The organism is Sphaerimonospora thailandensis (assembly GCF_016863115.1).
Classification (GTDB): domain Bacteria; phylum Actinomycetota; class Actinomycetes; order Streptosporangiales; family Streptosporangiaceae; genus Sphaerimonospora; species Sphaerimonospora cavernae.
The window spans coordinates 51962-66522 of the sequence record NZ_BOOG01000029.1 but is presented as its reverse complement, the minus strand read 5'-3'; the positions used below and the strand labels follow the sequence as shown (position 1 = coordinate 66522).

The following is a 14561-nucleotide window of genomic DNA, read 5'->3' as shown; positions in this document are numbered from 1 at the left end:
TTTGGGAAAACGTCGGGGGAAATCGGGTGGCATTTCTTTCCTGTGTCCTATGTTTACCTGGTTCTGATTATGGAGGCGCGGTCCGGCGCTTACTGGTGAGGTAGCTTCGGCAGGCGTCATCGGAAAAGCCGTGGAACTGTAGACGTATCAACATCTAAGGGAGCGTCAATTGGTTCTTCCTGGAAGCGGGTCGGTCTCCGGTCTGCTTGCCGGTCGTCGTCTTCGTAGATACGCCCTGATAGTGGCGATGACGGGGGCGGCGGTGTCGGCCCAGTTGCCCGTGAACGCCGCTGCTCATCCTCAGATGGCGAAGGAGCGCATCGGCCCACTGAGCGCGATGGACGGGGTTCCCGCTCCGCATCTCGTCTCGCCCGGGCCCGGGCCGGGGCCACGCGCGTCCGGCGGACACAAAAAGCGGCGGGGTCAGCGAGACGCCAAACGCCGGCGGGGACCGGCCGGCCCGCACGGGTCTCGCAGCCAGCAGGGTCCGCCCGGCCCACCTGGACCGCCCGGCCCACCTGGACCGCCCGGCCCACCTGGACCGGCGGGCCCGCCCGGCCCGGTGGGACCCGGTGCGACGGGTGGGACTTCTGGGCCCGGAATGACCGGTGGGCCCGGTGGGACCATGGGTGGAAACGGTCCAGGCGCCTGGGGCACCCCCGGCTTCGGTGGGATGCCCAACACGGGCTTCCCGGGCACGGCAGGCGGAGCGATGCCCTTCCCTGGCATCCGGACCGTACAAGGTCCCGCCGGTCCGGCAGGTCCCGCCGGTCCGGCAGGTCCCGCTGGTCCGCAGGGTCTTCCTGGTGAGCGGGGTGAGACCGGCTCGACAGGTCCGCAGGGGCCGCAGGGCTCGACAGGTCCGCAGGGGCCAGAGGGACCGCAGGGCCCTGGCGGTCCACAAGGGCCTCAGGGCCCGCAAGGTCCGGAAGGCCCGCAAGGTCCGCAAGGTCCGGAGGGGCCTCAGGGTCCGCCGGGTTCTCACTGCCCGTGCAAGACCTGCCAGCCGACGTGCAAGACCTGCGCGCCCGCGTGCAAGCACACCTGCCAGCCGACGTGCAAGACGTGTTCACCCGCGTGCAAGCACACCTGTCCGCCCGCGTACCAGCCGAGCTGCCCGCCCACGTGCGAGCACGCTCCATACTGTGAGGTCGACGATGACGATCTCTACTGGCCGAGCTGGCTTGAGGAGCTTCCCTGGCTCGGCTGAGTGATGAACTGCGACCAAAGCCACGGCTGTAGATGACACGAGCGGGCGAGTTCGGGGTATGGCCCCGGACTCGCCCGCCTGTCGTTTGCCGGAGAGGAGCGCTTTTTGCCGGATCTTGGGAGGCGTTGGTGTCACCTCGTTGGTTGGACTATATGCCGGGCCTGCCCCGATGTGGCCGTTACTCGTGGTCGCGCTTACAGTGAAGCGGGCAATATCACGACATCAAGAGAAGGGATGGTCGATGCTGCACGAGAGACTGTCGTCGGTGTACGACAACGTGCTGCGCCGCAACCCGGGTGAGATCGAGTTCCACCAGGCGGTCCGGGAAGTGCTGGAGAGCATCGGGCCTGTCCTCGGAAAGGACCCCGAGTATGCCGAGCACAAGATCATCGAGAGGATCTGCGAGCCTGAGCGGCAGATCATCTTCCGCGTGCCCTGGGAGGACGACCAGGGCGAGGTGCACATCAACCGCGGCTTCCGGGTCGAGTTCAACAGCGCGCTCGGGCCGTACAAGGGCGGGCTCCGCTTCCACCCGTCGGTCTACCTGGGCATCGTCAAGTTCCTGGGATTCGAGCAGATCTTCAAGAACGGTCTGACCGGTCTGCCGATAGGCGGAGGCAAGGGCGGTTCCGACTTCGACCCGAAGGGACGCTCCGACCGCGAGATCATGCGCTTCTGCCAGAGCTTCATGACCGAGCTCTACCGTCACCTGGGCGAGTACACCGACGTGCCCGCGGGTGACATCGGTGTCGGCGGACGCGAGATCGGCTACCTGTTCGGCCAGTACAAGCGCATCACCAACCGGTACGAATCCGGCGTGATCACCGGTAAGGGGCTCACCTACGGTGGCGCGCAGGTGCGTACCGAGGCCACCGGGTACGGCTGCGCCTTCTTCGTGGAGGAGATGCTGAAGGCGCGCGGCACGTCGTTCGACGGCAGGCGGGTGGTGGTCTCCGGCGCCGGCAACGTCGCGATCTACAGCATCGAGAAGGTGCAGCAGCTCGGCGGCATCGTCGTCGCCTGCTCCGACTCCTCCGGGTACGTCGTGGACGAGAAGGGCATCGACCTCGACCTGCTCAAGCAGATCAAGGGGGTCGAGCGGCGCCGGCTGAGCGCCTACGCCGAGCGCCGGGGCACCGACGCCACGTTCGTGGCCGGCCGCAGCGTCTGGGAGGTGCCGTGCGAGGTGGCCATGCCGTCCGCCACCGAGAACGAGATCACCGGCAAGGACGCCGAGGCGATGGTCCGGGGCGGCTGCATGGCGGTTGGCGAGGGTGCCAACATGCCCACCACCCCCGAGGGCATCCGGGTCTTCCAGGAGGCGGGTGTGTCGTTCGGGCCGGGCAAGGCCGCCAACGCGGGCGGCGTCGCCACCAGCGCCCTGGAGATGCAGCAGAACGCCAGCCGCGACAGGTGGACGTTCGAGTTCTCCGAGCGGAAGCTGCAGGAGATCATGAAGGACATCCACCGCCGCTGTCTGCAGACCGCCGACGAGTACGGGATGCCGGGCGACTACGTCGCCGGTGCCAACATCGACGGGTTCAAGCGGGTGGCGGACGCGATGCTCGCCATGGGGCTCATCTGATCGGACACCGCTTCAACGCTGATCGCAACCCCTGATCCGACCCGCGGATCTCCACTCGGAATCCTGCAAATCACACGCAAGTCACCGCCAAGTGTCGCATCGTATTAACAATGGCGTGAACGAATTCGACATCAGACGGCCCGATCGGGCCGACGCCATGGCGGTCCACGAACTGGTCGCTGAGCACGACGCCGAGGTGATCGGCAAGCCGGACTGGACCTTCCAGGACATAGCCGACACGCTCGCCGAGATCGACCTCGCCAATGACGCCTGGGTTTTACACGCCGGCGACCGGATGGTGGGCTGGGGCTACGCCCAGCGCAAGGGCATGAGTGACAACGTGGACATCGACGTCCAGGCCAGGGATCCGGAGGCCGCGGACCTCCTGTGGGACATGGTGCTGGGGCGGGCCGCCGGGCTCGCCCGAGAGGCCGGCCACGAGCGCGCGCGGGTGGATGTCAGCCTCTACGCGCAGGACGCCGCCATGCGGGCCGCGGCCGGCACGCGCGGGTTCGAGCCCGCGACCGGCTTCCACCGCATGCGGATCGATCATCAGGGGACGGAGAGGGCGTCCCTGCCCGGGGTCACCGTCGACCGGGGCGCACCGGGCAGGGACGAGCCGCTTCGTACGGCGCACGCCGTACAGCAGGAGGCGTTCGCCGAGCACTTCGGATTCGTCCCGATGACGTTCGAGGAGTGGGCCGAGCAGATGGAGGCCTCCAGCGCCAACGACTGGAACCAACTCCTGCTGGCCCGGGTCGACGGCGAGCCGGCGGCGATGCTGCTCGGGACGGACCATTTCGTCCCGGACGAGAACTGCGGATACGTCCGCACGCTGGCCGTGCGTCCGCGATTTCGGGGGCGGGGCCTGGGCAGGCTGCTGCTCAGGCGGGCGTTCGCCGACGACGAGCGGCGGGGGAGGGTGGGCACCATCCTCCACGTTGATTCGAACAACGTCACGCCCGCCCTCGACCTCTACCTGTCGGTCGGCATGCGCCCGGTCCTCGCCATCGAGGTCTGGCGGGCGTTGATCTGATCAGCCAGATGGTCCGATCAGCCAGATGTTCTGATCAGGCGGATGGTCTAATCGGACAGGTCGTCGAAGCCGTCGAGCTCGCCGAAGGCCGCGCCGTACCGCACGCACACCATCCGGGCGACCGCCTCATGGGCGCCGAGCGGTGCGGCGCAGCCCGCCTCGATCGCCTCGGCGGCCGAGGCGATGCGACTGTGGTCGGCCTCCGGTCCGATCACGAAGGGGACGAGCGCCAGGCGGTTGGCGCCGATCTTGCGCAGCCTTTCCGCGGCGTCCCGGACCGCCGGCACCCCGTCGATCGCCGCCGGGACGACGGGCAGGGTCAGCCGGGAGGCCAGCAGGACGGCGGTGGCGTCGGCTCCCCGTGCCGCCTCGTCACCCCCGGCCGTGACGACGATGATCCCGTCGACCGGCGAGGAGACGTTGAACAGCCGCATCCGGTCGGCACGGGCAAGGCCCGCCTCCGCCAGCCGGACGTGCAGCGCCTCGGCCAGCACGGGATGGGGCCCCAGCGGTTCGGTGATCCTGACGTTGGTCTCGCTCTGCGCCGCGGCGTCGCGCACCGCGCGCATCAACCGGGGGTGCGGACCGGTGACCAGGGGGACCACCACCGCGGCGGGGCCCTCGGTGGTGCGCTCGGCGGAGATCACGCCGATCTCCTTGACCAGTTCTGCGCCCCCGTCGGCGAGCGAGACGAGACGAAGGTCGATCTGGGGATTGTCGACCCGGACGATGGAGGCGACCTCGGCCGCCACGTCCACGTCGTCGGCCACGGTCCCCACCTTTCCGGGCACGGCCAGGACCAGCGTCGGCGCCCCTGGCGGCAGATTCGCCGGCAGCGGCCGCCGGTGCCGTCCGCCTCCGGGCCGGTGGGACCGCTCCCGCGTGGGAAGCCGCGGCGGCTCTTCGTGACCTTCGTTCACAAGGGCGGATTCTAGGGCGAAACCGGTCGAATGGTAGAACCAACGCGACGCTTGTTGCCGAGGGGTGATCTAGCGCGCGATCTTACGCACCCTGGCGCGGCCGGTAGACGTCCCACAGCTCGCCGAGGAAGAACCCGCAGAAGCGGGCGAGCGCGGCCGTGCCGTCGGGCCCCTCCGTGCGGAAGGTGGCCAGCATGCGGGCCAGGTCGACCGGCATGATCCGCAGCGTCCCCGACGCGATCTCCTCGGCGTCCCCGTCCTCGCCCTCCGCGACGTGGCCGGCCAGCAGCCGGACGTACAGCGTGGAGGTGTCCAGCCACAGCCGGGTCGGCGGGCCGTGGCGCACGTCCTTCCAGCCCGTCAGGGTGCGGGGCTGGTTCGAACCGTCCCAGAAGTGCAGGCGATAGCGCATGCGCCTGTGGTCGGGTGCCTCTCCGGGGGCGAAGAGGTTGAACCAGCCCCGCGCGATGGGACGCCGGCCCCCGCAAATGGCGGCGTCGATCCAGCCCTCGGCCCGAGCCTGATGCTCCGGCTCGGCGAGGAATCGGTCGGCGTCGTCGACCGTGATGGTGAGCCTGAACTCGCACCGGCCGGCCCCGAGGACGCCCCGCATCTCCTCGATGAACCACAGTGCCGTCGGCGTGGCGCCGCGCGTGCCGGGCCCGCCGGGCCTGCCATGGGCGAGAGGCCCCGGCGTGCCCTGGCGCGTCTCCAGCATCCTCGTGCTCATGCGGTCGGCCAGCGCCGCGATGGTCAGCGCCGGGTTCGCCCCGACCGGTCCCGGCATGGCCGCGCCGTCCGCGACGTACAGTCCGGGGAAGCCGAACACCTCGCCGTAGGCGTCGCACACCCCCTCCCCGGGGTGGCGGCCCATCGGCGCTCCGCCGAGCGGATGTGCGGTGATCACCCGGTCACGCCACCGGGAGGGCATGTCGGCGTAGTCGGCGCCCAGCACGTCGCCGATCCTGCGCATGGTCGCGCGCAGCCGGTCGAAGTAGTCCTTGCTCGTCTCGGGCGACCAGACGAGGTCGAGCCGGCCGTCGCGCAGCCGTAGCACGCCGTCGGGCACGTCCAGCCCCATGCCGAGCAGCGGCAGCGAGCTTCCCGACAGCTCGCCCCGGCCGATCAGGTGGGCGAGCTCGGCCGACAGGTTCGTGTCGTGCGTCAGCAGGCCGCGCACCCGCTCCAGCACGAACCGCGCCGCCCGGCCGAGACCGGCCCGGACGTCGGCGCCCTCGACCAGGTAGTCGACGAACGCCGGGTAGCCGCCGTCCTCGATGTAGGAGTCGCCCAGGCGGATCGCACTCGTGATCACCGGCCCCCGGGCGGCGTTGATCGGCCGGGTCCTGCTGCGGTCGGTGGCCCGCAGCAGGAACGCCAGCACGTCGCCGTTGCCGGAAAAGCGCGTCCCGAGCGTACGGCTCAGGCCGGGGAACGCGGTGCGGTCGCGCAGCAGAAGCTGGGACGTGCCGAACGTCCCGGCGGCGAGGACGAGGCGGTCGCAGCTGATGGTGTGCGGGCCGGTCCATCGCGGCCGCAGGCGGTCCCCGGTGCCCGGCGAGGCGGGCGGCAGGTGCACGACGTAGGCCACGTCGTAGCCGCCGTTCACCCGCGGCCGGATGCCGCGCACCTCGTGCAGGGTCCGCAGGTCGGCCCCGTGATGACGGGCCGCCGCGAGATAGGTGTGGTCCAGGCTGTTCTTCGCGCCGTCGTTGCAGCCGATGTCGCATTCCCCGCACAGACGGCAGGTGCTGCGGGGCACCCCGTGGAGGCTGCCGTACTCGGGATCGGCGATCGGCAACCCCGGGCCCGGCTCGGCGCCGGGGGAGGGGGCGAAGCTGACGGCCAGCGGCGGAAGCCGCCAGTCGAGCCCCAGCTCGGCCGCCGCGTCCCGCATCGCCCGCGTCTTCAGCGTGTCGGCGTAGACGGGATGGGCCAGCGGGTACGGCGAGACGCCGATCATGCGTTCCACCGCGTCATAGTGGGGGTCGAGCTCGGCCCGGGTCACCGGCCACGACTCGTAGCCGCCGCCCGGCAGCGGCTGCTCGTGGACGAACCACTCCTCGTCCTTGCGCAGCAGCACGTTGGCGTACACGAGCGACCCGCCGCCGAGCCCGCTGCCGACGACGGAGTCGCAGTCGCGGAAGCTCCACACGTCGAACATCCCGTACAGGCCGGCGTCGGGGTCCCAGAAGGCGCGGCCGAACTGGGCGGGGCCGCGCGGGAACGAGCCGGGCGGGTACGGCCGGCCCCGCTCGAGCACCACTACCGACAGCCCCGCCTCGGCCAGGCGGTAGGCCGTCACCGCTCCGCCGAATCCGGAGCCGACCACGACAGCGTCGACGTGTTCCATCTATGTCCGTTGCTCTCAGTTTCGCCGCGACGTCAGCCGCTTCAGGAATTCCGCTTGAGGAAGTCGAGGATGTGCGGGAACACGTCCAGGTGCGCGTTCCCGCCGATCAGGGGATCGATGTGCCCGTAACCGGGGATGACCCGCAACTCGTGCCGCCCGGGATTGATCCGTGACAGCAGTCGGTGGCACACCACGTTGGAGTCGGTGAACACATCGTTTCGGTCGCCGGTCAGGTAGAGGACCGGCGTGTCGATCTCGGCGGCGCGGGCCAGGTAGTGGCGCGGCAGCGCCGCGTGCCGCGGGTCGCCGGGGTCGAACCGCACCACCCGCCCCGCGGCGACCATCTTCCGCATGTGCCGGTAGTAGTGCAGCGCGCCGGCGCCGTTGAGGTCGGCGAGGCGCTCGTGGACATGGGTCTGCGGCCGCAGGTTGCGGTGCCGGTACATGGCGGGCCTGCCGCTGCCCCACATGAAGCTCTGCATGTGGCAGGCCGGCTCGCCGCATTCGGGATGGGCGAGGGAGACGGCTCTGGCCAGCAGCCACCGGCCGGTCAGCGGGGGTGCGTCCCGGAACCGGGGATCCAGGTACGGCAGGCCCAGGCCGTACCGCAGCAGGGCCGGCCCGAGCATGAGCTTGAGCCGCGCCCAGGGGTGCACCCGGGGCGTCAGGCCCACGCTGTTGGCGACCACGCTCGCGATCCCGTCGATCAGCCCGCCGAACAGGCTCATGTGGAACGCCACCGACCCCAGGCAGTGCGCGATGACATGAACCCGCCGCGCCCCCGTGCGGCGGCGGAGTTCAGCAGTGCCGCCGGGAAGTCGAAGCAGGCGACGTCGTCCAGCGTGTCCCGGCGGCGGGTCTCCACGTTGTACGGGAACCGGTTGCTCATCCGCAGGTCCAGCGCCCACACGTCGCCGTACCCGTTGCGGTGCAGGAACCGGACCAGGTTCACATGCTCCGGCATGATGAACATGTCGCTCGACGAGGTCAGGCCGTGGACGAGCAGCACGACGTCGTCGTGACCGTCTCGTCCGTCCTGCCCGCCCCGGCGGAACCGGGTCAGGGTGAGCCCCAGCTCGTCCTCCGTGGCGAACGGATGCACCGAGACCTCGGCGTCTTCCACTCCCGCCATCGTGAACCGCGGGATGCGGTGCTCCATCCTCGCCTCCTCGTACCCCTGCCTTCAGGGCACCGGGGGCAACCATCCCAGTCTCGCCCCGTGCGACGGCATCGTGGAAAACCCGTAACCAGTGCCGTAACTAGCGCGCGCGGCCTTCGCCGGGTGCGTTCAGCGCGGTGGCCACGCCGACCCGCGACGAGACCTCGAGCTTGGCGAAGATCCGCGACAGGTGCGTCTCGACCGTGCGCACGCTGAGAAACAGCCGCTGGGCGACCTGCTGGTTGGTCAGGCCCTGCGCCACCAGCCCGGCGACCTCCAGCTCCCGGGGGGACAGCCCGAGCACGGCGGAGGGCGCGGCGGAGGTCGCGGCGGAGGGCACCCGGACGCCGAGCCTGCGCAGCGCGCGGTGCGCCCGCGCCGTCAGGCTCCGCGCACCGCACGACTCCAGGATCTCGGCGGCGGCCCTGAGGCAGTCGCGCGCCCGGCTCCGCTGCGCGGCCTCCTGGTGGGCGAGGCCGGCCGCGAGCATGGCGCGCCCGGCGTCGAGCCGCCGCTCGCATCCCGTCAGCAGGCCGGCCGCCTCCTCTGCGGCGGCGGCCGAGTCGGCCGACTGGGCGCGGCGCAGGCCGTGGGCGCGGGCGAGCGGGACGAGCCCGGCGAAAGCCGGCAGCCGGGGGTCGTCGAGCCGCGCCGTACGCTCCGCCCAGGCCGACGCCTGAACGTCCTCGCCGCGGAGCGCCGCCGCCCACGCCAGCGACTCACAGGCCTGCAGCAGCGTCCCACGGTCGAGCTTCGGCGACTCGAACCGGTCGCAGGCGTCCAGCACGGCCTCGGCGCCCTCCTCCGGCCGCCCCGCGTTGATCAGCGCCTGGCCCCTGGCGAAACGGGCGGTGGCCTCCCATACCTCGCCGCCGCCCACGCCGCGCCGTACGGCCTCGTCGCCGGCGAGCACCGCGGTCTCGTCGCCACCGCTCCACGTGGCCGCCAGGCAGAGCTGGGTGAGCGCGAAGACGAGTTGCTGGCCCGAGTCGAGCAGCCGCGCACCCTCGACGGACTCCTCGGCGGTGACCGTGGCCTCGTCCAACCGGCCGAGCGCCACCAGTGTCTTGGCCCGGCCCGCCAGCAGGTTCGTCAGGATGTAGCTCTGCCCGGTCGACCGGGCGACGGCCGCGGCCCGGTCGAAGTGGCGCAGGGCGTCGCCGTACCGGCCGAGGTAGCTCTCCGCCCAGCACAGCCACGCGACGGCGTCCAGCCACTCCGACAGGTGCTCGTCGGGGGCCGCCGCGAGCAGCCGGTCGGCGGTCTCCGCGCTGCGCAGCGCGTCTTCGGCCCGTCCGGCGGCGAAGGCCGGCATCGGCCGCAGCGCGGCGACGGCGACGGCGAGACCCGGCTCCCAGTCGTCGGCCGAGTCCGGCATCAGATCCAGCACAGCCTGCGCGGCGCGGAAGTCGACCCGCATCATGCTCTCGGCGACCAGCCGCATCCGCAGCGGCACAGCCTCGGCCGCCCGCGGGTTCGGCATGCGGCTGAGCTCGTCGAGCAGCAACGCACGGGCCTCGTGCGGACGGTCGAGCTGGCGCTCCATCAGCGCGCACACCCGGGCCGCGCGTCCCCTGCGCCGGTAGTCGTCCTCCGGGAGCAGCCGCAGCAGTTCGCGGGCGGTGTCGCGGCCCTCGGCGAGCCTGCCGCTGACGCCCTGGGCCCAGCTCAGCTCCAGCAGCAGCGCCAGGCGGTCCTCGCGTGAGTCATGGTCGTCCGGCATGAGCCGCAGCGCCGCCCGCAGCCAGTGCGCCGAGGTCGCCGGCGCGTGCGTGATGACCGTCCGGGCCGCTTCGACCAGCACGTCGACCGATCGCCTGTCGCCGAACGAACCCGACTGCTCCACGTGGTGGGCCCGCGCGGTGGCGGGGGCGCCCAGACCGGCGAGGTACGCGGCGATCCGCGCATGGGCGCCCAGGCGCCATCCGGGGGCGGCCGACTCGTAGGCGGCCTGCCGTACGAGCGGGTGGCGGAAACGGAACCTGCCGGAGCCGGCCGACCGGGTGATGTCCCGCTCCACCAGCGTGTCCAGCGCGGTCAGCGCGGCGGGCAGCGGCATCTCGCCGGCGACGGCCGCGATCGCCGGTTCGAACTCGTCGGCGGCCACCGCGGCGGCCTGGGCCAGGAGCAGCGCGGCCGGGGGCAGGCCGCCCAGCTCGATCCGGAGCGCGGCCAGCGCGGTGGGCGGCAGCGCGGCCACGTCGGCGTCGCCCATCCGGGCCAGGGCCTCCAGGTAGAACGGGTTGCCGCCGCTCGCCTCGTACAGCGCCCTGCCGCGGCCTCGGGCCACCGAGCGGCCGAGGAACTCCGCGGCCTCCGCGGGGCCGAGCGGGCCTACCGTGATCTCGTGGCCGCGCGGCCCGGCGCCGTGGACGAGCGTGGTCAGGCGCGGCGTGGCCTGGGCCGGGCGGTACGCGGCCGCGATCAGGACCGGTGCGTCCACCGGGTGCCTGACGATGTGGTCGAGGAACTCCATCGAGCCGTCGTCGGCCCAGTGCAGGTCGTCGAGGATCAGCACGAGTCCCGAGGGCCCGGCCAGGGTGCCGATCAGATGGCGCAGCGCGCGGTAGACCCGGTAGCGGCCCAGGCCGCTGCGGTCGTCGTCATCGAGATCCCCTGCGGGTGGGTCGGGGGCCGGACCGGTGGCGGCCAGCGCCGGGAAGACCCGCGCCAGCGGGACGGTGTGCGCGGCCCGCAGGGTCTCGGCGATCTCCCGGCGCCGTGTGTCCAGGTGGTCGTCGAGCGCGTCCACGAGCGCGCTGAACGGCATCACCTGCTCGAACTCGGCGGCCCGCCCCCACAGCTGGACGAAACCGCGTTCGGTGGACAGCGTCGCCAGTTCGCCCAGCAGGCGCGTCTTGCCCGCGCCCGGCTCACCGGCCAGCGCGACGAGCTGGAATCCCTCCCGGAGGCTCGCGTCGAGTGCGCCGTGCAGCGTGTCGAGCGCGTCCCGCCGGCCGACCAGCCGCGTTTGAGCGCCCGTCACGACCGGCCGGGCCGTACGTTCGTCCATTCCTACCCCAAGTGCCGGGGATCCGTTCGATCCCGGTCAGCCGTGTCGACAGGCCCCAGTAAACGCACTTTACAGATCTCTGGCCGTGAAAGGGGTCACGGGCCGTAATTAACGCCGTTTGGCAAGCATTCGAAAAGCAACCGGTCAGTTCGCACGATTCTTGGATGAGGGGTGCGTACTACCGGGTACGGGGAGCGTCGTTCACACATCGTCACCGCGGAGGTGTCAGGTGCTGGACCGGATCGCCGCCCCCAATGGTTCGCGCAGTGGGTCGCGCAGTGGGTCGCGCAGTGGGCCGCGCACGCCGTACGGGCCTCCCGGGTCGGTGGAACGGCTGGCCGCGGCCCTCCCAGGACGTCTGCGCGACGCGCTGCCCACCGAGATCCGTTCCGGCAGTCCCTGGCCGGTGCGGGTCGACGTCCTTCTCGACGACGGGATCACTGAGGACGATGTCGAGTCCTGGGTGCCCGCGGTGTCCATGCTGCATTCGGGCGGTGACGCGCTCGAATTGGCGGTTCGGGACGGACGGGTGGTGGGGGTGCGCGGCCGGGCCGCCGACCGGGTCAACCACGGCAGGCTCGACCCCCAGGAGTGGCAGGGTCGGTGGCAGGGCTGGCGGCACGCGGGGCAGGACGGGGCGGGGCGCCTGACCAGGCCACTGGTCAGGGAACACGGCCGGCTGGTCGAGACGACCTGGGACGTCGCCATGGACCGCGTCGCCGCCCGGTCCCGGGAGTTGCTGGCCAGACCCGGAGGGTGGGGCCGCGTCGGGTTTCACACGGGCGGCCGGCTGTTCCTCGAGGAGTACTACACCCTCGCCGTCATCGGCAGGGCCGGGATCGGCACGCCGCACATGGACTGCGACACCCGCCTGAGCACGGCCGCGGCGTCCGCGGCCCTCATGGAGAGCTTCGGCACCGACGGGCCGCCCGGCTCGTACGGCGACCTCGACCACTGCGACGCGATCGCGATGTGGGGGTGCGACCCGAATTGTGGGCCGCCCGTGCTGTGGGAGCGCGTGCTCGACCGCCGCCTCGGCCCCGGCCCCCCGGCGCTGATCGCCGTCGGACCGGAGGGCACACCGGCCGCGCGGGAGGCCGACGTCCACGTGGCCGTACGGCACGGCACCAACGTGGCCCTGATGAACGCCCTACTGCACGAGCTGATTGCCAACGGCTGGTACGACGAGGCTTATGTGGCGAACCACACGGCGGGCTTCGACGAGCTGTGCCGGGCCGTGGACGCCTACCCGGCCAGGCGGGCCGCCGAGATCTGCGGTGTACCGGTGACGCTGATCGAGCAGGCCGCCGAGATCCTCGGGGCGGCGGAACGGCTCGCGTCCGTCGTGGCGGGCGGCTTCCACCTCGCCTGGCAGGCCACGGCGGCCACCTGCCAGGTCAACAACGTCCATCTGCTGCGCGGCATGCTGGGCCGCCCGGGGGCCGGTGTGCTGCATGCGGGGGGGCCGCCCTCGGCGCGTGGCGCGCTGGAGACGGGTGCGGCCGGCGGCCTGCCGGGTCTGCGCAACTGGGCGAACCCGCGTCATGTGCGCGAACTCGCCGCCCTGTGGAACGTCGACCTCCCACACTGGGGGCCGGCCACGCACGCCATGCGGATCTTCCGGTACGCGGAGGAGGGCTCGATCGGGCTGCTGTGGATCTCGGGGGCCGATCCCGCGCGCTCGCTGCCCGGCGCGGGTCGGATCCTGCGGCGCAAGGACCTGTTCGTGGTCGTACAGGACCTGTTTCTGACTGATACGGCGCGGCTCGCCGACGTGGTGCTCCCGGCCGCCGGCTGGGGCGAGAAGGTCGGCACCGTCACCGGCGCCGACCGCACGGTGCACATCAGCGGCAAGGCAGTGGAACCGCCCGGCGAGGCCCGGCCGGATCTGGACGTCTTTCTCGACTACGCGCGCCGGATGGACTTCCGCGACCGGGACGGCGCGCCGCTCATCGGCTGGCATGATCCGCGGTCGGCCTTCGAGGCGTGGCAGGCGTGCTCGAGGGGCCGCCCGTGTGACTACACCGGCATCACCTACGAACGGCTGCGCCGCGGCGGGATCCAATGGCCCTGCACGCCGTCCTCCTCACACGGCACCGAGCGCCTCTACGCCGGGGGACGCTTCAACACCGACCCCGACGCCTGCCAGACGTACGGCCATGACCTGGTGACGGGGGCCGAGTACGGCGAGGAGCCGTACCTGAGAGCACAGTACGGCGAGGAGCCGTACCGGAGGGCACAGTCCGGCGAGGAGCCGTACCGGAGGGCACAGTCCGGCGAGGAGCCGTACCGGAGGGCACGGTCCGGCGCCGAGCACGGCTCGGGGCCGTACCGGGCACCCGGGCGGCAGGCCCGGGCCTTCCTGCGGGCCGCGGAGTACGAGCACCCGCAGCACGCCGCCACCATGTCCCTGGACGGAGCCGCGCCGTCCCCGGACGGCCATCTGGACGGCCGGGTGAACGGCGGCAGTCACCTGAATGTCCTGAACGGGGGCGCGGACGGCGTCGTGGACGGTGTCGTGGACGGGGCGCCGGTCGTCACGGGATGGGACGCGGTCGCCAGGCAGCCGCTGCTCGCTCCGGCGCCGCCGGTCGCACCCGTGGCGGTCGACGTCGGCGGCGTCTACTCCGCCGCGTCCCCTCTCGATCCCCTCATCCAATCCGGGGTGGCGGCTACGGCGGGGGGCTGCCCGGTGTCGGAACGGCTGGAGGAGGTCTGACTCGTCCTGCACGACCATCGGGGCCTGACGAGATCCGGGAGGTGACGGCCGGCGGCTGAAGCGCGGACAGGTCAACCTACCCGGAGGGAGACGGCCGGTGAGCATGCATCTCGCCCATTACCTCGGTTTGCTTCACCGGTCTCAGCACGAGTTGGCGGACGCCCTGCGCGCGGTACGGCGCGCTCATCCCGACGAGCCCGACCTGACCGGCGTGTGCGAGCGTCTGGCCGTGCAGTGCGGGAACAACGCCCGCCGGCTGGAGCCGTTCGTCCGGAGGTATTCGGCACATCTGTCCGAGGAGCCCGAGCGGATGCATTCCGCGCTGTTCTCCGGGGCCCGGCGGGGCAGTCTCGGCCTGCTGCGGGACCTGCACGACCTCTATCTGCTGGCCACCCAGTGCGAGATCTCGTGGACGCTCATCGCGCAGGCCGCCGAGGGAGTCGGGGACGAGGAACTGCTCGACGTGGTCCGCCACTGCGGTGCCGAGACGGCCGCACACCTGCTGTGGCTACGCACCCTGATGCGCCAGATCGCCCCCCAGACCCTCATCGTCGCCCCCTGAGCCC

At 71.8% G+C, this 14561-nt stretch carries 9 protein-coding genes; 4 read left to right on the top strand and 5 right to left on the bottom strand.

Annotated features, from left to right (window positions below):
- Positions 1 to 1451 precede the first annotated feature (1451 nt).
- Both gdhA and Mth01_RS16460 read left to right on the top strand, forming a co-directional pair.
- Positions 1452 to 2795, top strand: coding sequence for an NADP-specific glutamate dehydrogenase (gene gdhA, locus Mth01_RS16465; RefSeq protein ID WP_204016742.1), 1344 nt, complete (start codon positions 1452 to 1454; stop codon positions 2793 to 2795).
- Between the two features lie 115 nt (positions 2796 to 2910).
- On the top strand, positions 2911 to 3831 hold the full coding sequence (locus Mth01_RS16460) for a GNAT family N-acetyltransferase (RefSeq protein WP_239089729.1): 921 nt from the start codon (positions 2911 to 2913) through the stop codon (positions 3829 to 3831).
- Between the two features lie 47 nt (positions 3832 to 3878).
- Here Mth01_RS16460 and Mth01_RS16455 read toward each other — a convergent pair whose 3' ends face one another.
- The 5 genes from Mth01_RS16455 to Mth01_RS16440 form a co-directional block, all read right to left on the bottom strand.
- On the bottom strand, positions 3879 to 4751 hold the full coding sequence (locus Mth01_RS16455; RefSeq protein WP_239089728.1) for a sirohydrochlorin chelatase: 873 nt from the start codon (positions 4749 to 4751) through the stop codon (positions 3879 to 3881).
- A gap of 82 nt (positions 4752 to 4833) precedes the next feature.
- Entirely contained in the window at positions 4834 to 7104 is a 2271-nt protein-coding gene (locus Mth01_RS16450) for an FAD-dependent oxidoreductase (protein WP_204016741.1), read from the bottom strand.
- Between the two features lie 41 nt (positions 7105 to 7145).
- Complete coding sequence (locus tag Mth01_RS29760) at positions 7146 to 7832, bottom strand: alpha/beta hydrolase (RefSeq protein WP_239089727.1); 687 nt, start codon at positions 7830 to 7832, stop codon at positions 7146 to 7148.
- Complete coding sequence (locus Mth01_RS29755; RefSeq protein ID WP_239089726.1) at positions 7829 to 8263, bottom strand: alpha/beta fold hydrolase; 435 nt, start codon at positions 8261 to 8263, stop codon at positions 7829 to 7831. The genes Mth01_RS29760 and Mth01_RS29755 overlap by 4 nt, the downstream gene beginning before the upstream one ends.
- Positions 8264 to 8363: 100 nt before the next feature.
- The gene (locus tag Mth01_RS16440) at positions 8364 to 11276 is read right to left on the bottom strand and encodes an ATP-binding protein (RefSeq protein WP_204016740.1); all 2913 of its coding nucleotides are present in this window, start codon (positions 11274 to 11276) and stop codon (positions 8364 to 8366) included.
- Between the two features lie 229 nt (positions 11277 to 11505).
- Between Mth01_RS16440 and Mth01_RS16435 the strand changes: the two genes are divergently transcribed.
- Together Mth01_RS16435 and Mth01_RS16430 are read left to right on the top strand one after the other, a co-directional pair.
- Positions 11506 to 13995, top strand: a complete 2490-nt coding sequence (locus Mth01_RS16435) for a molybdopterin-dependent oxidoreductase (protein WP_308440806.1) — start codon at positions 11506 to 11508, stop codon at positions 13993 to 13995.
- Between the two features lie 97 nt (positions 13996 to 14092).
- On the top strand, positions 14093 to 14557 hold the full coding sequence (locus Mth01_RS16430; protein WP_204016739.1) for a hypothetical protein: 465 nt from the start codon (positions 14093 to 14095) through the stop codon (positions 14555 to 14557).
- The last annotated feature ends 4 nt before the right edge of the window (positions 14558 to 14561 follow it).